The sequence below is a fragment of the Devosia sp. 63-57 genome (assembly GCF_001899045.1).
Taxonomy (GTDB): domain Bacteria; phylum Pseudomonadota; class Alphaproteobacteria; order Rhizobiales; family Devosiaceae; genus Devosia; species Devosia equisanguinis.
The window spans coordinates 233,076-252,085 of the sequence record NZ_MKUY01000003.1; the positions used below are offsets into that span (position 1 = coordinate 233,076).

Annotated in this window: 14 protein-coding genes and 2 tRNA genes; 6 read left to right on the forward strand and 10 right to left on the reverse strand. The window is 62.0% G+C overall.

Annotated elements, in window-relative coordinates:
* Window positions 1-44: 44 nt before the first annotated feature.
* From BGO80_RS01205 to BGO80_RS01220, 4 genes are all read right to left on the reverse strand, one after another.
* A complete protein-coding gene (locus BGO80_RS01205) occupies window positions 45-1,334 on the reverse strand; it encodes a DUF2254 domain-containing protein (RefSeq protein WP_286718331.1) in 1,290 nt (429 codons plus the stop codon).
* Window positions 1,335-1,401: 67 nt separating this feature from the next.
* Window positions 1,402-1,491, reverse strand: a tRNA-Ser gene (locus BGO80_RS01210).
* 62 nt (window positions 1,492-1,553) lie between these two features.
* Window positions 1,554-2,525, reverse strand: coding sequence for a quinone oxidoreductase family protein (locus tag BGO80_RS01215; RefSeq protein ID WP_126151876.1), 972 nt, complete (start codon window positions 2,523-2,525; stop codon window positions 1,554-1,556).
* The gene (locus BGO80_RS01220) at window positions 2,522-3,472 is read right to left on the reverse strand and encodes a TerC family protein (protein WP_126151877.1); all 951 of its coding nucleotides are present in this window, start codon (window positions 3,470-3,472) and stop codon (window positions 2,522-2,524) included. The genes BGO80_RS01215 and BGO80_RS01220 overlap by 4 nt, the downstream gene beginning before the upstream one ends.
* Before the next feature lie 268 nt (window positions 3,473-3,740).
* Between BGO80_RS01220 and BGO80_RS01225 the strand changes: the two genes are divergently transcribed.
* Window positions 3,741-4,907 (forward strand): FAD-dependent monooxygenase, encoded by a 1,167-nt coding sequence (locus BGO80_RS01225; RefSeq protein WP_126151878.1) that lies wholly within the window; start codon window positions 3,741-3,743, stop codon window positions 4,905-4,907.
* Window positions 4,908-4,965: 58 nt separating this feature from the next.
* Here BGO80_RS01225 and BGO80_RS01230 read toward each other — a convergent pair whose 3' ends face one another.
* The 3 genes from BGO80_RS01230 to BGO80_RS01240 all read right to left on the reverse strand — a co-directional run bounded on the left by BGO80_RS01230 (window position 4,966) and on the right by BGO80_RS01240 (window position 9,645).
* Window positions 4,966-5,724: an invasion associated locus B family protein gene (locus tag BGO80_RS01230; RefSeq protein ID WP_126151879.1), complete on the reverse strand. Its 759-nt coding sequence runs from the start codon at window positions 5,722-5,724 to the stop codon at window positions 4,966-4,968.
* 151 nt (window positions 5,725-5,875) lie between these two features.
* The gene (gene mfd, locus BGO80_RS01235) at window positions 5,876-9,358 is read right to left on the reverse strand and encodes a transcription-repair coupling factor (RefSeq protein WP_286718335.1); all 3,483 of its coding nucleotides are present in this window, start codon (window positions 9,356-9,358) and stop codon (window positions 5,876-5,878) included.
* Window positions 9,355-9,645, reverse strand: coding sequence for an FAD assembly factor SdhE (locus tag BGO80_RS01240; protein WP_206437879.1), 291 nt, complete (start codon window positions 9,643-9,645; stop codon window positions 9,355-9,357). Before BGO80_RS01240 ends, mfd begins: the two co-directional genes overlap by 4 nt.
* A gap of 150 nt (window positions 9,646-9,795) precedes the next feature.
* Here BGO80_RS01240 and BGO80_RS01245 point away from each other — a divergent pair, with 150 nt between their 5' ends.
* Window positions 9,796-10,308, forward strand: a complete 513-nt coding sequence (locus BGO80_RS01245; protein WP_286718338.1) for a ClbS/DfsB family four-helix bundle protein — start codon at window positions 9,796-9,798, stop codon at window positions 10,306-10,308.
* A 75-nt stretch (window positions 10,309-10,383) separates the two neighbouring features.
* Window positions 10,384-12,489: an ATP-dependent DNA helicase RecG gene (recG, locus tag BGO80_RS01250; RefSeq protein ID WP_286718340.1), complete on the forward strand. Its 2,106-nt coding sequence runs from the start codon at window positions 10,384-10,386 to the stop codon at window positions 12,487-12,489.
* Window positions 12,490-12,620: 131 nt separating this feature from the next.
* Here recG and glmS read toward each other — a convergent pair whose 3' ends face one another.
* Window positions 12,621-14,447 (reverse strand): glutamine--fructose-6-phosphate transaminase (isomerizing), encoded by a 1,827-nt coding sequence (glmS, locus tag BGO80_RS01255; RefSeq protein WP_286718343.1) that lies wholly within the window; start codon window positions 14,445-14,447, stop codon window positions 12,621-12,623.
* 3 nt (window positions 14,448-14,450) lie between these two features.
* Window positions 14,451-15,803, reverse strand: a complete 1,353-nt coding sequence (glmU, locus tag BGO80_RS01260; protein ID WP_286718346.1) for a bifunctional UDP-N-acetylglucosamine diphosphorylase/glucosamine-1-phosphate N-acetyltransferase GlmU — start codon at window positions 15,801-15,803, stop codon at window positions 14,451-14,453.
* Window positions 15,804-15,942: 139 nt separating this feature from the next.
* On the opposite strand from glmU, the gene BGO80_RS01265 reads away from it, so the two are divergent.
* Together BGO80_RS01265 and BGO80_RS01270 are read left to right on the forward strand one after the other, a co-directional pair.
* Window positions 15,943-16,737 carry a hypothetical protein gene (locus BGO80_RS01265; protein WP_286718348.1) on the forward strand — a complete coding sequence of 265 codons (795 nt, stop codon included), beginning with the start codon at window positions 15,943-15,945 and terminating at the stop codon, window positions 16,735-16,737.
* 75 nt (window positions 16,738-16,812) lie between these two features.
* A tRNA-Lys gene (locus BGO80_RS01270) sits at window positions 16,813-16,887 on the forward strand.
* Between the two features lie 10 nt (window positions 16,888-16,897).
* On the opposite strand, the gene BGO80_RS01275 is transcribed toward BGO80_RS01270, so the two are convergent.
* The gene (locus tag BGO80_RS01275) at window positions 16,898-18,622 is read right to left on the reverse strand and encodes an ABC transporter ATP-binding protein (RefSeq protein WP_286718351.1); all 1,725 of its coding nucleotides are present in this window, start codon (window positions 18,620-18,622) and stop codon (window positions 16,898-16,900) included.
* 179 nt (window positions 18,623-18,801) lie between these two features.
* On the opposite strand from BGO80_RS01275, the gene BGO80_RS01280 reads away from it, so the two are divergent.
* A complete protein-coding gene (locus tag BGO80_RS01280) occupies window positions 18,802-18,969 on the forward strand; it encodes a hypothetical protein (RefSeq protein WP_286718353.1) in 168 nt (55 codons plus the stop codon).
* Window positions 18,970-19,010: the final 41 nt, after the last annotated feature.

A 19,010-nucleotide genomic window follows, 5' to 3' on the forward strand; every position in this document is an offset into this window, starting at 1 on the left:
TGGGCCGGCATCGGCGTGCTGTAGGCTGCGCCGCTGGCGTCTGATCAGGAATCAATCCAGTGGGCGGCGCGACGCATGGCGGCAAGGTCGCTGTCCGCCTCCATCGCCTTCTCCGCCCTTCTCACCAGGTCTCGCGCCACTGCAATTGCCGCATCGGCGAAGCCCGGCTTGCAGGCGGCGACGGTCTCGAGGCTTTTCAACATCCGCGCCACGACCTCGATGATGTGCGCGCCATCGCGGGCTATCGGGCGATAGAAATCTTCGAGCACGTCGCGCGGCAGCAGTGGAGCCACAAGAACGCGATCATTCTCGCCGCTTTTGGTTTCGTCTTCCCATTCCAGCAGCAGCCGCGTCACCGTGTCGATGACCACGATTGCCGTGCCCGGATCGTTGATACTCGCCGACATCGCCTTGTCGGCGATCTCGCCCAGCACGATGAAACCGAAACGTGGATCGGTGTCATAGGCGCGCTGATCTCCGAGGACGAAGCAATCGAGCAAAGCATCCCGCAGCTCTTCGTCGACCTGTCCCTGCACCCGCATCAATGCCCTTACCGGGGTCGCATAGGTCCCCGGACGCGCCAGAACCGCCACCGTCAATTCGTGCTCCTCGGCCAGCTTCTGGATGGCACGAGCATCACAATGCTGCACATAGCCCGGTCTAGCGGCGCTGATCGGCTCCCCCTCAGCGTCGCCCTCGAGGCGTCGGCAATCTAGCAACGGGTGCTCGCTCATGCTGAGAAGCGAGCGTCGCGTCGCCGTCTCGACCACGCCGATCGTGTGTCCGACGCGACCAATAGCCGAAATATGGCCGATCCAGCGGATCAGGGAAGTCACCACCAGCACCAGCACGCCAATGGTCATGACGAACAGGAAAAGCCGGCCTGCGTCGCTGTAGAGACCAGCGGACAGCCCGATGATCCCGACGATTGAATAAAGAAACGCCCCGATGAATACAGAGATTGAAGTCTGCGCCTGCAGGTCGCCGGCAATCAGCGGAACGGCGCGTGGCGTGGTGGCACTTGAGGCCGCTGAGAACGCCCCAACCACCGTGGAAAGCGCGAACACAGCCACAGTTAGTAGGCTAGACGCCAGAATTTGCAGGATCGACTGCACCGCATTCGACGGCAGAACGAACGGCAATTCGTCGGGCGCAAAGCGCGCCAGTACATAGGCAACCACCACTGTCAGCACGGCGGCCAGGGAAAAGGCGGCGGGCAAGAACCACATGCGCTGCAGCAATTGACCAAGCTTAAATCTAAGATAGCTCACTCGCCGTCCTGGCTTGTTGAACGAGGCAAATAGGGTGAAGTGTGAGATGAACTGCCAGCACACACCGATCGTTGCATGCGGCGCTGTGAAAGCCCACTACAATCGCTGAGGAAGTGTACCGATGCGGGGATGGCGGGTAGGGAGGGATTCGAACCCCCGGAAGGCTTTCACCTTCGCCGGTTTTCAAGACCGGAGCAATCAACCGCTCTGCCACCTACCCGTTGGTGTGGCTTTAGACGTGTGCGGTGCGGCTGTCCAGAGGCAGGGCCGCACCCCACACATTTATGGCAAGAGCACCACCGAGCCGGATGTCTCCCGACCTTCCAGGGCGCGATGAGCGTCGGCAGCGTCTGACAAGGCGAAGCGGCGGCTTATCTCGACCTTGATCGCACCACTCTTGATCGCGTCGAACAAAGCTGCCGCTCCCTCAAGCAGATCTTCGCGACGAGCATAGTAGTGCACGCCGGTTGGTCGTGTGACGAATAGCGAGCCCTTGCGCGCCAGAATGCCGAGGTCGGGCACGCTTACAGGCCCCGAGGCATTACCGAAGCTGGCAAGCAGCCCCCGCGGCCTGAGACTGTCCAGAGACCCCTCGAACGTGGCCTTGCCCACTCCGTCATAAACGACATCGACGCCCCTGCCCCCCGTCAGGTCGCGGACACGAGCGGCAAAATCTTCCTGACGATAATTGATCACATGGTCGCAGCCATGCGCGCGAGCCATATCGGCTTTTTCGCTGCTGCCCACCGTTCCGATCACCGTTGCTCCAAGCGCCTTGGCCCACTGCGTGGCAATCAGACCGGTGCCGCCGGCCGCAGCGTGCCAGAGAATGGTCTCACCACGCTGCACCGCCCAGGTTTTGAACAGCAGGTAATAGGCCGTAAGGCCCTTGAGCATGACGGCTGCAGCCGTCTGTTCATCCACGCCGTCCGGCAGCGGCACCAGCTTCTCGGCCGCGATCAGCCGTTCGCTGGCATAAGCGCCGGGCACGCCCTGATAGGCCACGCGATCGCCCGGCCGGAACTCGCTGACGCCCTCGCCCACAGCATCGACAATGCCTGCGCCTTCATTTCCGGCAACAAAGGGCATTGGCAGAGGGTAGAGGCCCGAGCGTTGATAGGTGTCGATAAAGTTCAGCCCGATTGCGGTTTGGCGTAGCCGCACCTGCCCCGGACCGGGCGCAGCGACGTCCCAGTCTTCAAGCGACAGAACCTCGGGGCCACCGGTCTCGCGAACAACTATAGCTTTGGTCATTTAGGGCTCCTGGGCTTGCGAGGCGCCGATTTGGGGCGCGACTGCGCGCCGCCCGTCGGCTTGGGTCGAGGCTTGGGGCCGACAGGCGCAGGCGTCGCGAGGGCGCCAGACGTTGCCGGGGAAACGCCCCGGCCGCTCACCGCCGCGATGGCGACCTCCGGCGACACCGAGCCGGTATCCCCGGTAAATGGCGTAAAGCCGGGTTTCTGCGCAACAGCACCGGAATGACTTAGCTTGCGCTGCTTGGCGAAGATGTTGACCGCCTCGACCAGCACCGAAAAAGCCATTGCAGAATAGATATAGCCCTTGGGAATGTGGAAACCCAGACCATCGGCCACCAGGGTCACACCAATCAGCAGGAGGAAGGCGAGCGCCAGCATTTTGGTGGTGGGATGGTCAGCCACGAAGCGGGCAATCGGGCCGGACGCCACGAACATGACACCAACGGCAACCAGCACGGCGGCGATCATCACCGCGACCTGATCCGCCGGCACCATCCCCACCGCTGTGATGATGGAATCGATCGAGAACACCATATCGATGATCACGATCTGAATGAGAATGGCCTGCAGCGTCGCCTTGGCGGCATCAGCAAGCCCCACCTCGTGCGGCTCCTCGATGGCCGCATGCATTTCATGCGTGGCCTTGTAGATCAGGAAGCCACCACCGGCGATGAGGATGATGTCCTTCCAGGAAAAGTCATGCCCGAAGGCGGCAAAGACAGGGTCCTTCAGCTGTACGATCAGGCTGATCAGGAACAAAAGAATGATCCGGAAGACCAGAGCCAGACCAATGCCCAGCTTGCGGGCAAATTCGGCCTGCTCGCGGGGCAGTCGCGAAACCAGCACTGATATGAACACGATATTGTCGATGCCCAGCACGATCTCCATGATCGTGAGCGTGGCAAAGGCTACCCACACATTCGGGTCGGCCAGCAATTCCAGCATGGATAGCTCCAATTCCGATTCTCGGATCCGGGTTAATTTAGGAAGCACGCGTCAGGCGGTGAAGAGGCGCAGCAGACAAATTCGCTGCCTGCGGCAGGCCGCGGAATGGCGCTCGATCCACCCCGCTGCTATGCCGAGAACAACACATCCCGGAATCTGGTTCCTTGAGATTGGAGGCGCGCCATGAATTCCTCAAACCTTCTCCGTCTGGCAATCTCGGCCATTCAGCGCCGTTCTGCGCAAACCAATCCGGAAAGGCGCTGACGCCATGGACGAACAATCGGATGTCATCGTCGTCGGCGGCGGGCTGGCCGGGATTGCCGCCGCGGTCTGCCTGGCTCGTGCCGGGCTGGAGACTCTGCACCTCGCACCGCCTTCCCCGCCGGATCGACGCACCTCGGCGCTGATGATGCCCAGCGTCGATTTTCTCGTGGCGCAGGGGTTGATCAGCGCACCGGAAGATATCGGCCATGCTCTCACAGCCATTCGGATCATCGACGCGACGGGTCGGCTGATCAGGGCCCCGGAAACCCTGTTCGATTCCACAGAAATCGGCATGAACGCCTTTGGCTGGAATTTTGCGAACACCGTGCTGCTCGAACAATTCCAGAAGGCAGCGCCCACAACGGGCCTCACCACCGTCGATGGCGTGGTCAACACCCTTCGGCGCGAGGACGGCTTAGGCGTGGTCACCCTGTCATCGGGAGCCACTTATCGTGCCAAACTGGTCGTGGGCGCCGACGGCAAGAAATCGCTGATCCGCGCCGCCTCGGCCATAGGCACGCATGAGCACCAGTTTGAAGAGGCGGCGCTCGTCTGCGACCTCGAACTGTCACGACCAATCGGCGGGACCTCGGTAGAATTTCATTATCCGCATGGTCCTTTCACCCTCGTACCGGCGGGCGGACGAAAGGCAAATCTGGTCTGGATTGACGAAGAACCGGTATTGCGGCGCGTGCAGGCCGGCGGCCCGGAAGCACTCATCCAAGCCTTGCATCAGAAGTCCCAGCGGCTCTTCGGCAATATCTCTTTGCTGTCCCCCAGCGTCGTTTTCCCGCTTAGCTCGCTCAGCGTCGACGTCGCCGGCAAGGACGGCGTGGCCCTGGTGGGCGAAGCCGCCCACGCTTTCCCACCGATTGGCGCCCAGGGCCTCAATCTCGGCCTGCGTGACGTGTCTGATTTGGTCGACGCCGTGACCAGATCAGACCGCCGGCAACCCGATTGGGCACGGGAGGCGAGCCAAACCTATGCCGAGCTTCGCGCCGACGATCTCGCGCGCACCGGTGGCTTCGTCGACACGCTTTTCCGCTCCCTTTTGACCGAGATGATCCCCAGCCAGACTGCTCGCGCCAGCGGTCTTTGGGCGCTAAAGCTGCTTCCGCCCTTGCGGCGAAAGGCCTTTGCCCTCGGCATGGGCGAACGCAAGCTGCTCTAGAATACGAAAAAGGCGCGGTCTCCCGCGCCTTTTGGTTGTTCTGCCGTGGCAGAAGCTCTTACTGAGCCGGCGGCGGCGCAGGCTGTTCGCCAGCGGCAGGCGCAGGGGCATTCGGGGTGGCGGCGCCATCGCCGGCACTCAACTGCTGACGCAGCTGCTCGGCTCGATCCTGGAGCACCTGCTCCAGAGCATTCTCACCCGAAGTTTCCTGACGGAACTGCTCGAAAGTAAGCGCAGCTTCACCATCATAGGTCGACGTGAAGCCAGAGAGGTTGATCTCGATGGTGAGATCCTGGTTCTGGCGATTCTTGGCGGTGAGCTTGAGCACGTTGCCGCGCTTAAGCGAATTCACATACTGTTCGTTGATCACCAGCTGCGTGGCGCAGGAGGTCGGGTCGCAGAGCATGTAGGGCACGCGCACCGGCTTGGCACCGTCGATCTGCCAGGTCAGGCCGAATGGCAGCAGCACCCCGAGCGGCACGGCGGCAACGGCGAGCAGGCGGCTTTCCTGGCCCGGATCATCACGCAGCAGGAACGAGCCTAGGAACTGGCCATTGGCCAGAACCACCTGGCGCATGATGCAAGCCTGCTGGCCATCGGGCAGCGGATCGCAAACCTTGAGCCAGTTCTGCGACGCCACGCCGCCCGGTGCGGCAGCTGCTGGCGCTGCGGCGCCATCGGCAGCGGGTGTTGCCGGCGCTTCGGCGGCGGGAGCGTCGGGGGCTGGTGCAGTGGTATCCTGGGCATAAGCCGACAGCGGCGACATCATCAGCGCAGCCACCGTAAAACCGGCGACGAGGGGTTTCCTGAAATCCATTGAGTGTCCTTGCCTTCCTTGGCGGTCCAGGCGGCGTTCCGCCACCCTAGAAACTGTAATGCCCTTCAAGGGCGCAATTCGGGCAATAACATGACCGGAACCCCTTGCCAAAAGATTATGCTTTCCTGCGGCAGAGCTGCATCTGCCGAGCCTATGCTTCCGCCAGTTTCGCCAGCTTTGCCAGGATTGCCGCCGTTCCCTTCAGCCGCGCTTCCGGGGTCGGCCAGTTGCGCACGAACACGAGTTTCTGATCGGGTTTGACGCGCACCTGATTGGCCAGATCGCTCACGAGCTTCACGAGACCCGCCGGATTGGGGAACTGGTTGTTGCGCAGCGTCAGCACGGCACCCTTGGGGCCGGCATCGACCTTTTCGACATTGGCCTGGCGACACAGCGCCTTGACCAGAATGACCTTAAGCAACGCTTCGACCTCCTCCGGCAAAGGGCCGAAACGGTCGATCAACTCGGCGCCGGCCGCGTCGATATCGCGAATATCCACGAGATCGCCGAGGCGTCGATAGAGCTGCATGCGCAGCTGCAGGTCCGGCACATAGTGTTCCGGGATCATCACTGGCATGCCGAGCGAGATATTCGGGCTCCACTCGTTGCGGTCCTCGTACTCTTCCTCGCCGTTTTTGAGATTGGCGACCGCCTCCTCGAGCATGGCCTGGTAAAGCTCGTAGCCCACCTCGCGAATATGGCCCGACTGCTCGTCGCCCAGGAGGTTCCCTGCCCCGCGAATGTCGAGGTCATGGCTGGCCAGCTGGAAGCCGGCACCCAGGCTTTCGAGCGATTGCAGCACGCCCAGGCGGCGTTCGGCCGTGTCGGTGAGCTTGCGATCTGGCGGCACCGTAAAGAGCGCATAAGCGCGCGCCTTGGCCCGGCCGATGCGACCGCGGATCTGATAAAGCTGTGCCAGGCCGAAATTGTCTGCCCGGTGCACGATCAGCGTATTTGCGTTGGGAATATCGAGCCCCGACTCCACGATCGTGGTCGCCAAGAGCACGTCGAACTTGTTGTCGTAGAAGGCGTTCATGATGTCGTCGAGCTCGCCCGGCGGCATCTGGCCATTGGCCACGACGAAGCTGACTTCCGGCACCTGTTGACGCAGGAACTCGGCGATATCGGCCTGATCCTTGATGCGCGGCACGACATAAAAACTCTGCCCACCGCGATATTTCTCGCGCAGCAGAGCCTCGCGGATGGAGAGCGGATCGAAGGGCGAGATGAAGGTACGGATGGCCAGGCGGTCGACCGGCGGCGTTGCCAGGAGGCTGAGATCGCGCACCCCGGTCAGCGCCAGCTGCAGCGTGCGCGGAATTGGCGTCGCCGTTAGCGTCAGCACATGCACATTAGCCTTGAGTTCCTTGAGGCGCTCCTTGTGACCGACACCGAAATGCTGCTCTTCATCGATGATCAGAAGGCCAAGATCCTTGAACTTGATCGACTTGCTCAGCAGGGCATGGGTGCCGACGACAATATCCACCTGCCCGTCGGCCATGCCCTCCTTGGTCGCCTTAAGTTCGGCCGCAGGCACCATGCGCGAAGCATGGCGCACGCGAACCGGCAATCCTTGGAAGCGTTCGGCGAAAGTCTTGAAATGCTGGCGCGCCAATAGAGTGGTCGGCACCACCACGGCAACCTGCTTGCCGCTGAGCGCCACCGCAAAGGCGGCGCGCAGGGCCACTTCGGTCTTGCCGAAGCCCACATCGCCGCAAACCAGCCGGTCCATGACCTTGCCCGAGGTCAGGTCGTCGAATATCGCACCGATGGCGTTAAGCTGGTCCTCGGTCTCCTCATAGGGGAAGCGCGCCGCAAATTCCTCGTAGGCGCCGGGATTGAGATCGACCACATCGGCCTTGACCAGGAGACGCTGCGCCGCAAGCTTGATGAGCTGCTCGGCCATTTCGCGGATGCGCTGCTTGAGCTTGCTCTTCTTGGCCTGCCAGGCGACGCCGCCCAGCTTGTCCAATGCTACCGAAGAATCGTCCGAGCCGTAGCGGGTCAGAAGCTCGATATTTTCGACAGGCAGATAAAGTTTGGTGTCGCCGGCATATTGCAGTTCGACGCATTCATGCGGCGCACCACCGGCTTCGATCACCTTGAGCCCGATAAAGCGGCCGATGCCGTGATCGACGTGGACCACAAGATCGCCAGCATTGAGCGACGCCGCCTCGGTCAGCGCGTCCGACGCCTTCTTCTTGCGCTGTGGACGCAGGATGCGCTCGCCAAGAATGTCCTGCTCGGACAGGACCAGGAGGTCCTTGGTCTCGAAGCCGGTTTCAAGCGGCAGCACCACGAGCGAGGTCGTGGCGGCGCTGGTGGTCTCAGCGTCACGCCAGTTTTCCGCAAGGCGCGGATTAGTAAGACCGTGATCCTTGAGCACCTGCACCATGCGATCGCGTGTGCCCGCGCTCCAGCAGGCGAGAATAGCTCGACGACCATCGCGACGCTCGGCCAGCAATCGATCCACCACCGCCTGGAACAGGTTGATGTCGGAAGCCTGCCGTTCGGCCGCAAAACTGGGCGCGATACGCCCGCCAACGTCATCTGCTTTGCCGGCCTGTGGCGAAAGGAACGGCGAGAGCTGGACGACGCTGGCACCGGCCAGCGCATAGGGATGTTGCTCCAGGTCGTAAAGCAGATCGGGCTTGATCGGCTTGTAAGGAGCGCCACTGCCCGCGACAGGCGGCGCGAGGCGTGCTGCCTCACGCGCCTGATAGTAGTCACGGATTTGCTCGACGCGTTCGGCATAGGCCTCTGCCGCCTGATCGTCGAACACGAATGGCGCGTCGCCAACATAATCCGACAGCCGATCCAGATGGTCGTAGAAGAAGGGCAGCCAGTGCTCGGTGCCGGAATAGCGGGCGCCACCGCTGACAGAGGCGTAAAGCGTGTCATCGACGGTGTTGCCGCCAAAGGCTGCCGTGTAGTTCTGGCGGAAGCGCCTGATCGTTTCCTCGTTGAGCATCACCTCGCTCATCGGGGTCAGATCAACGCGTTTCAGTGTGCCCGTGGTGCGCTGACTGTCCGGATCGAATGTGCGAATGGATTCCAGCTGACTGCCAAAGAAGTCGAACCTCAAAGGCGAATCGAAGCTGGCCGGGAACAGGTCCACCAACCCGCCACGCACCGCGAATTCCCCGCTCTCGCGAACAGTGGGCACCCGCAGATACCCATTATTCGCAGCCCAGGCCACGAGCTTGTCGCTGTCCACGACCCGCCCAACAGCCGCAGAAAACGACATGGTTTCCACCATGTCGCGCGGCGGTAACTTCTGGATCAGCGCATTGACCGCAGTCAGTACAATCGCGCCCTTGGTAGCGCCGGCAAGCGCAGCCAGCGCATTCATGCGCGCGGCAATGGTCACGTTGTTCGGCGAGACCCGGTCATAGGGCAGACAGTCCCAGGCCGGCAGCGTCAGGATGGTGTGGCCGGGCAGCATGGCGCCAAGCACCTCGGCCATGCGCTGCATGCGCCGGCCGTCGCGCGCCACGAAAACCAATGCCGCGGCATCTTCCGGCGCGGCCTTCAGCCGCTGCTCTACCAGCCGTGACAGCACCAGGGGCTGCATTCCGTCCGGCACATTGGACAATGTGCGGACGGGCGGAACCATTGCGGAATGCTCAGTCATTTTTCGATCCGCGCCTGATGGTCGGCAATCACCAGATCAAGAAATTCGCGGTCGACATGGGCGGGAGGCTCGTCCTGCCGCATGACCCATTTGAGCAATGGGGGGTCTTCCTCGTCCATCAGCGCTTCCAGCCGATCCAGCGTCGGCGTATCGAAACCCTCGATATTGGCGTCGCAAAATGGCCCCAGCACCAGGTCCATTTCCTTGGTGCCACGATGCCAGGCCCTGTAGCGCAAGCGCTTGCGGCGAATAGCGATATCCTCACCGGCCGTCATTTTGACACCCATGATGCAAGTTTGTTCTCGATTTGGACATGTCTCTTACGCGCATGCGGCCCGCTTGTCAGCCCTTTGTGCCAAAGCCCGGCGAAGTTGATTTCGATCATCCCTCCGGCGTTCCGCCTGCGCTAAGGACGAGAGCGAACCAGGAGACGAAACATGGCGGTGCCGCAAAACAAGTCAGAGCTTCTCGAGGCGATCAACAAGAACTATGCGCGGCTTGCCGCTGACCTCAGGGCCGTCTCCGCCGAGCGCACCGGCGAAAAAGCGCTCGAGGGACACGCCAAAGGCACGATGATGAGCGTGCACGACCTTGCCGCCTATCTCCTGGGTTGGAACGAGCTGGTGCTCAAATGGTGCCGTGCCAAGGCCGCCGGTCAGCCGGTGGATTTTCCGGAAACTGGATACAAATGGAATGAGCTGGGGCGCCTGGCGCAGAAATTCTACGACGACTATGCGGCCCTTCCCTATTCGGATTTGCTCGACCGACTGGACAGCGCAAAGGCCGACATCGTCGCCCTCGTTGAGGCAGAGAGCAATGAGGCCCTTTATGGCCGGTCCTGGTATGAACAATGGACTCAGGGCCGCATGATCCAGTTCAACACCGCTTCACCTTATGCCAATGCGCGCACGCGGCTGCGCAAATGGGTGAAAAACACCGCGACGGCTTAGCACCAGAAGCCAGCGGGCTCTGCCCTGTTCTTCTCCTGTTCTTTTTGTGCCACCTTCCGGCCAGGAGAATCATCGTTGCGTCCAGAAAACCTCCAGCCGCTGTTTCGCTCGCTTCATGCCATCAAGGGCGTCGGTGACAAGCTCGCTGCGCTCCTGACGCGCTTCTTCGGCGCACCCGATGGACAGGAAGCTATTGTCCTCGACGTGCTGATGCACATGCCCTCCGGCGTCGTCGATCGGCGGCGCCAGGTCGGCATTGCCGAGGCCTATCTCAACCAGATCGTGACGCTGCGGCTGCACATCGATCGGCACCAGCCCCCGCCACGCGGCAAGCCGCACATCCCGCACCGCGTTTTTGCCCATGATGAAACTGGCGAGATCAGCTTGGTTTTTTTCCGCGCCCAAGGCGGCTGGGTCGAAAAGGCACTCCCGGTCGGCGAGGAGCGCTATGTCTCTGGCAAGATCGACTTCTTCAACGGCGAGAAGCAGATCACCCATCCGGACTATATCGTCGAGCCGGACAGATTCGCCTCGCTGCCATTGGTAGAGCCGGTCTATCCGCTGACCAATGGCCTCAGTTCCAAGGCCCTTGCAAAACTGGTCCGGCAGGCCGTCGAAGCCATCCCCACCCTGCCGGAATGGATCGATACCGCAACGCTCGACCAGCGCAAATGGCCCGACTTTGCCCGGGCCATGCACATGGTGCACCTGCCTGATAATCCCGGAGAGGCCGAGCTCTGGGCGCCTGCCCGACAACGCCTGGCCTATGACGAATATCTGGCCGGACAGATCACGCTGCAACTGGTGCGCTCGACCATGATTGCCGACCGCGGCATTGCTCGCCAGTTCACCGCTGACATCACCGCGCGCGTCGCGGCGGCGCTGCCATTCTCCCTCACCGAGGGCCAGAAACTGGCGCTGAACGACATTTATCGTGATCTGGCCTCCGAGGATCGTATGTCGCGCCTTCTGCAAGGCGATGTGGGCTCCGGCAAGACCGTCGTGGCGCTGATGGCGATGGCAGCCATGGCCGAAAGCGGCGCCCAATCCGCCTTGATGGCGCCGACCGAGCTTCTTGCGGCACAGCATTTTCGCACCATAGCGCCGCTGGCAGAAGCGGCCGGCCTGCGCTGCGCCTTGCTCACCGGCAAAATGCCGGCAGCTGAACGGCGAGAAATCCTGGCAGATCTCGCCGATGGCGGCATCGACATTGTCATGGGCACTCATGCGCTCTTCCAGTCCGGCGTCGCATTTCATGACCTCGGCCTCACCGTCGTGGACGAGCAGCATCGCTTCGGCGTGCATCAGCGCCTCGCCCTGTCCGACAAGGGGAAGCATGCGGACCTCCTGGTGATGACGGCAACGCCCATCCCGCGCACGCTGGTGCTCACCCATTTCGGCGACATGGCAGTCAGCGTGCTCAAGGAAAAGCCGCGCGGACGCCAGCCCATTGACACCGCAGTACTATCGATTGGCGACTATCACCGGGTCATTGGCCGCCTAGAGGCTAAACTCGCTGAAGGCGCACAGGCCTATTGGGTATGCCCGCTGGTCGAGGAGAGCGAGACACTGGAAGTGGTGTCGGCCGAAGACCGCTTTGCCGAGCTTCGACAGGTTTTTGGCGACCAGGTGGCGATCATCCATGGCCGCATGTCCAGCGCCGCCAAGCAGGAGGTGATGGAGCGGTTCAAAGCCGATGGGATCAAGCTCTTGGTAGCGACAACGGTCATCGAAGTGGGCGTCGACGTCCCCAATGCCACCATCATGATCATCGAGCATGCCGAACGCTTCGGCCTTGCCCAATTGCACCAGTTGCGCGGCCGTGTCGGTCGCGGCTCGCAACGCTCGGCATGCCTCTTGCTCTACAAGGACCCGCTAAGCGAGACGGCCAAGGCGCGGCTCGACACCATCAAATCCACCGAAGACGGCTTTGAGATAGCCGAGCGCGATCTGGAACTGCGCGGACAAGGTGACATCCTGGGCACGCGGCAGTCGGGCATGCCCGGCTATCGCCTCGCCGTGCCCGACGTCCACCGACACCTGCTCGAATTCGCCCATGACGACGCCAAGGCGCTCATGCAACGCAATCCCGGACTGACCGGTCCAGACGGAGAAGCCGCGCGAACGCTGCTCTATCTGTTCCGGAAAGACCTCGCGATTCCGCTGATCCGGGCTGGGTAGCGCACTTTGCCGCCACACCCACCTGCGTCATCCTCGGGCTTGACCCGAAGGCCCTTCATTTGCTGATCGCCTGTCAAGTGCAGTACCATCGAGTCAGGCCCGAGGGTGACGGTCGATGGAGGAAGATGCCTCTACTCCACCGTCACCGATTTCGCCAGGTTGCGGGGCTGATCGACGTCCGTGCCCATGAATACGGCCGTATGGTAGGCCAGCAGTTGCACTGGGATGGTGGCCAGGATCGGTGCCACGAACGAGTGCACATGCGGGATTTCGATGATGTCGGCGACGCCGTGGCCGACGGTCTTGGCGCCTTCCGGGTCGGTGATCAGGATGATCTTGCCGCCGCGCGCCGCCACTTCCTGCATATTGGAGAGCGTCTTGTCGACCAGCTCGTCCGATGGCGCGACCACGATCACCGGCATGGCTTCGTCCACGAGGGCAATGGGGCCGTGTTTGAGTTCGCCGGCAGCATAGCCTTCGGCATGGATGTAGCTGATTTCCTTGAGCTTCAGCGCCCCTTCCATCGCCACCGGAAACATCGGTCCGCGGCCGAGATAGAGCACATCCTTGGCCTTGGAGAGACGCTTGGAAATGTCGACGATCTGCGCTTCCGCACCAAGTGCCGCTGACACTGCCGATGGCAGCGCAGTCAGCGCCTGGACCAGTTCGGTCTCCTGCTCGGCGCTGAGGGCGCCGCGCGCACGGCCCGCGGCAATCGCCAGGCTTGCCAGCGCCGTAAGTTGTGCCGTCAAAGCCTTGGTCGATGCGACGCCGATTTCCGGGCCGCAGAGGATCGGAAACACCACGCTCGATTCACGTGCGATGGTGGATTCAATAGTATTGACTAGGCTCGCCACATGTTGGCCCTGCCCGGCGCAATAGCGCAAAGCGGCCAGCGTATCGGCGGTTTCGCCCGACTGGGATATGAACAGCGACAACCCGTTCTTTTCCAGCGGCGGCTCGCGGTAGCGGAACTCGCTGGCCACGTCGATATCGACCGGCAGACGGGCATAGCGCTCGAACCAGTATTTGGCGATGGCGCCGGCATAGTAGGCAGTGCCGCAGGCGCTGATCGTAAGACGCGACAAGTCGCCGAAGTCAAAGGGCAGCTTTTCGCGGATCGCGACCTTTTCAGCGCCCATATCCACATAGTGGCTGAGCGTGTGCGAAATGGTCTCGGGCTGCTCGTAGATTTCCTTGGCCATGAAATGGCGGTGATTGCCCTTGTCCACCATCAGCGCCGCCGTCTGCGACAGCAACTGCTCGCGCTGGACAAGCGCATCCTTGCCATCGCGGATGGTCACCCCCTTATGGGTGATCACAGCCCAGTCACCGTCTTCCAGATAGGTCAGGCGCGAGGTGAACGGTGCCAGCGCCATCGCGTCGGAGCCGAGATACATTTCAGTCGTGCCATAGCCGATGGCCAGCGGCGCCCCGTGGCGGGCAGCAATGAGCAGGCTTTCTTCGCCCCGGAACAGGAAGGCCAGCGCAAATGCACCCTTGAGCTTCTTGAGCGTCCGCGCCACCGCCAGTTCCGGATCGGCGCCGTTGTCCAGCTCACGCGTCACCCACAGCGCCACGGACTCGGTATCGGTCTGCGTCTTGGGCAGATAACCATCCGCCGCCAGATCCGCCAGGAGCTCGCGGAAATTCTCGATGATGCCGTTGTGGACGATGGCCACCCGATCCGTGGCATGCGGATGAGCATTATTTTCGGTCGGCGCGCCGTGGGTGGCCCAGCGCGTGTGGCCAATGCCGATATTGCCGCCCAGCGGCTCGAAATTCAGCTTCTGCGCCAGATTGCCGAGCTTGCCTTCGGCCCGGCGCCGGGAAATGGCGCCCGCTTCCAGCGTCGCCACCCCGGCGCTGTCATAGCCGCGATATTCAAGCCGCTTCAGCGCGTCCACCAGCCGGCCGGCAACGGGCGCTTCGCCCACGATACCTACGATGCCGCACATATCCTATTTCCCTTTGGCTGCCTTCTTGGCCAATGCCCGCTCGCGCAGCTTCGGCGCATATCCGTCCTTGTTTTCCTGCCGCGCCCGGCCCAGGGCCAGCGCGTCGGCGGGAACATCCTCGGTTATGACGCTGCCCGAGGCAGTGTACGCACCATCGCCAATGCTTACCGGCGCCACCAAGGAGGCGTTGGAGCCGATGAAGACATTGTTGCCGATAATGGTCTTGTCCTTGTTCACGCCGTCATAATTGCAGGTGATGGTCCCTGCCCCGATATTGGTCTTCGTGCCGATCTCGGCGTCCCCAAGATAGCTCAGGTGACCGGCCTTGGTGCCATCGCCGATCCGGGACTTCTTCACCTCGACGAAATTGCCCAGATGCACATCCTTGCCGAGCACGGCGCCACCGCGAATGCGCGCGAAAGGGCCGATACTGGCCCCCTCCCCGATCATAGCATCCTCGATGTCACAAAAAGCGCGAATTTCGACCTTGTCGGCAATGCTTACGCCGGGCCCGAACACGACATTTGGAAAAATGGTGACGTCCTTGCCAATCTCGGTGTCCCATGAGAACCAGACGGTCTTGGGATCGCGCAAGGTCACGCCGGCCTTCATGAAGTCCTCGCGCCGCACGTCCTGGAACAGCGCCTCGGCACGCGCCAACTGGCTGCGATCGTTGACACCCATGACATCGTTCTCGGGCGCCAGGCCATAACCGACCTTCTTGCCGGCCGAATTGGCGAGACCCACGAGATCGGTGAGATAGTACTCGCCTTGCGCGTTATTGGTTTCGACCTTGTCGATGAGGTCGCGGAACACCTCGGCCCGGAAAGCCAGGATACAGGCATTGCAAAGGCGAATGCGCCGCTCGTCCTCGGTGGCATCCTTGTGCTCGCGGATGGCAAGGAGCGTATCCCCGTCGGTGATAAAGCGGCCGTATCCAGTTGGGTCCTTGGGTTCGAAGCCAAGGATCGCAACATCAAGCCCGGCATCCAACCGATCGAGCACGGCGCGGAAATTGATGCCGCGCAGCAGCGGATGATCACCATAGACCACAGCGATATAGCCCTGCGCATCCTGATACACAGCATTGGCCATTGAGGCAGCATGCGCGGTACCCTTGGCCACGCTTTGCTCGAAATGCAGCACATTGGGTTCGAGCGCGGTGACGGCGTCACGGATCATCTGATGCCGGGGCCCCGTCACTAATGCAATGCGGCTGGACCCGGCTTCGCGCGCCGCACGGGCGACATGGCCGATAATGGGCAGGCCACCGACCGGATGCAGCACTTTCGGCGTCGTCGACTTCATGCGGGTGCCTTCGCCCGCTGCCAGAATGATCGTGGTCAGGTCAGTCATGTCGGTCCCTTAGCATGCCTTCATGTCGACGGGCATTTTTGCGAATTTATGGCAGGCAAGAGTTGGCGAAATGACAACAAAAGCGGCACTGTGCAAAAGATGACACCGCGATTCGCGCGTGTATTCGAAGGATTTATGCTTGGCGCGCGCATCGGAGCAATTCAGGCAGTCGGATGTCAGGCTTTGGGGCATGGTTGCTCTGGCCTGCGGCGGCCTGGCCGTGTTCGGCGCCAATGTCGCCGCGCTCCTGCCCAATTCCGTGCTGGGCGGCCTCCATCAGCCGCGGCTCGCCGGCACCGCATCAATCGAATCGCTGCGCAGCCAAGTCGCCAGTCTGCGCGATGAAACCGTGCTGCTGCGGCGTGAAACCATGTTGCTGACCTCGCGCTTCGCCATCCAGGAGCAAAGCGGCAGCGATATCACGCGGCGCGTCGGCGCACTCGAAGTGACCCTGCCGCGCGTACTCGAAGGCCTGCCCAATGGCGTGGCGGTGGACCGCTCCAACCTTACCGCCTCGGTCGACGTGCCGGGAACGACCAGCTTTGATACCGAAGGCGGCAGCGTGGTCGTGCGCCAGACGCCCTTGCCTGCATTGGTTAGTCCTGCGGCCGCCACCCAGCCTCTGCCGGCGCCGATCGACACACAGACCGCCGCGGCGCCAGTCGAGCAGACCATTTACGGCATTGCCCTGGGCGGCCCGGTGAGCCGGGCGGATGCCACGGGGCAATGGAACGATCTCAGCCTCAAGATCGGGCCCTTGCTGATTGGGCTAGAGCCCAAGCTCGGCAACACCGACGCCGCTGGTGCGCAGCGCATTATCGCCGGGCCGATCGAGAATTTGAGCGACGCCAGAGTGCTCTGTGAACGGCTTGAACGCGTCTCCATCGCCTGCACCCCCACCAGTTTCAGTGGAACCGAGCTGAATCTGCTCTAGTTCTACCGCCAAGGCGGTTGACAGCCGGAGAAGTCCGGCTATGTTCCGCCGCGACGCCAAGAGCGTCCGAGACGGGCGCCGGTAGCTCAGTGGTAGAGCATTCGACTTTTAATCGAATGGTCGAGGGTTCGACCCCCTCCCGGCGTACCATCTTCCCTTCTCAGCCCACCAGACCCAGTTGCTGTGCCGCATGCAGGCGCGCATAGACGCCGTTGTGCTCGAGCAATTGCTGGTGCGGGCCCTGCTCCACTATGCCGTCCCCTGTCAGCACCACGATGCGGTGGGCATGTCGGATGGTGGCGAGGCGGTGGGCGATCACCAGCGTGGTGCGGCCGTCCGAGAGCTCGGCGAGCGACTGCTGGATCGCTGCCTCCGTTGCCGTGTCGAGGGCTGAAGTCGCTTCATCCAAGACCAGGATCGGCGGATTCTTGAGGAAGATGCGCGCAATGGCGACGCGCTGCTTCTGTCCGCCCGAGAGCTTTACGCCGCGCTCGCCTACAATGGTGTCCAAACCGGCGGGAAGCCCGGCAACCACGTCTTCGAGCCGCGCGCGACGCACTGCGTCCATGATCGCCGCGTCGTCTGCTACGAGGTCGCCATAGGCGATATTGTCCCTGAGGCTACCGCCGAACAGGAAAACGTCCTGCTGCACCACCCCGATATGCCGGCGCAGCGACACCTGCGTCATGTCGGAGATATCGATGCCGTCAATGGTGATCCTGCCGGCGTCACGCTCGTAGAAGCGCGGCAACAGCGAGCAAAGTGTGGTCTTGCCTGCGCCCGACGGCCCGACAATGGCGATCGTCTCGCCGGCCTTGATATCGAGATTGACATTGCGCAGCACCGAGCGTCCGTCCTCATAGGAGAAAGAGACTTCGTCGAAACGAATGTCACCCTTCAGCCCGTTCACGGCGACAGCGCCGGGCTTGTCGGCAATGTCGGGATCAGTATCGATGAGGCGGCAGAACCGGGCAAAACCGGCAATGCCCTTTGGATAGCTCTCGAGCACGCTGGTGATCTTGTCGATCGGGCCGATAAACACTTCGACCAGCAGCAGGAAGCTGACGAAGCCGCCATAGCTGAGATCGCCGCTGACCACGAGCCAGGCCCCCGCCATCATCACCACGAGCTGTACCAGGCGCGTCGACAGGAAGCTGATGGCGATGCTCGCCGTCATGATGGCATAGGCCTTGAGCTTGGTGGCGCGATAGGCCTGGTTGCTATCGGTGAAAAGCCCGGTCTCGTGCCGCTCATTGGCAAAGGCCTTGACCACACGGATACCGCCAATCGCCTCTTCCACCCGCACATTGAACTCACCGACCCGGCCGAACAATTCCTGCCAGTTGGTGGTCATGCGGGCGCCATAGCGCCCAACCAGCAGCGTCGCCACCGGCACCAGCATCGTGGTGATCATCGCCAGCTGCCAATTGGTCAGGAACATCAGCACAAAGGCGCCGATAAAAGTCATCACGGCGATGAAGACGTCCTCGGGGCCGTGATGGGCGACCTCCCCCACATCCTCGAGATCCTTTGTGACATGGGTGATGAGGTGGCCGGTCTTGTTGTTGTCGAAGAAGCGAAAGCTCAGCTTCTGCAGGTGCTCGAACACCTCCTGGCGCATATCGGTCTCGATCGACACACCGAGCACATGGCCAAAGTAATTGACCACCGCCTTGAGCACCGCGCTCGTAAGATAAACTGCCAGAAGCCCCGCGCCGGCAGCCATGATCAACGAATAATTCGATGTCGGCAGCAATTGGTCGATGACATAGGCGACGGCGAGCGGGAAAGCCAATTCCAACAGGCCGGCAATGACGGCGCAGCCAAAATCGAGGATGAAGAGCCCGGTATAAGGCCGATAATAGGAGAAAAAGCGCCGCAACATCATGTCAACCTGAACCAAACCTATGCGCGTGATTGCCCCCGCAATCCCCGCACGTATAAAACCCCACTCTCGTAGTCATGTTAATTATCAAAGGCAATGGCGGCGTGCCATCATCTTGACGCGAACCATGGGCACAGGCAGGCCAGTTCTCCCGAGCCGCCGCCGACAGGCCTATCCTGATGACCGATTCGACCCTCGACCCCGATCCCTATGCAGAACTCGACACTCGCTCGGACGCAGGCGAGCTGTCGGAGGAATTCCGCAAGCCGGCCCGCATCCGCCGCCGAGCCCGGCTGGCATCAGCATTTCCGGTGCATCGCCGCACCTGGCCCAGGATAGTTCTGTGAGAATCGCGCGGGCTTCGTAATATCGCCCGCGAACGGCAGAA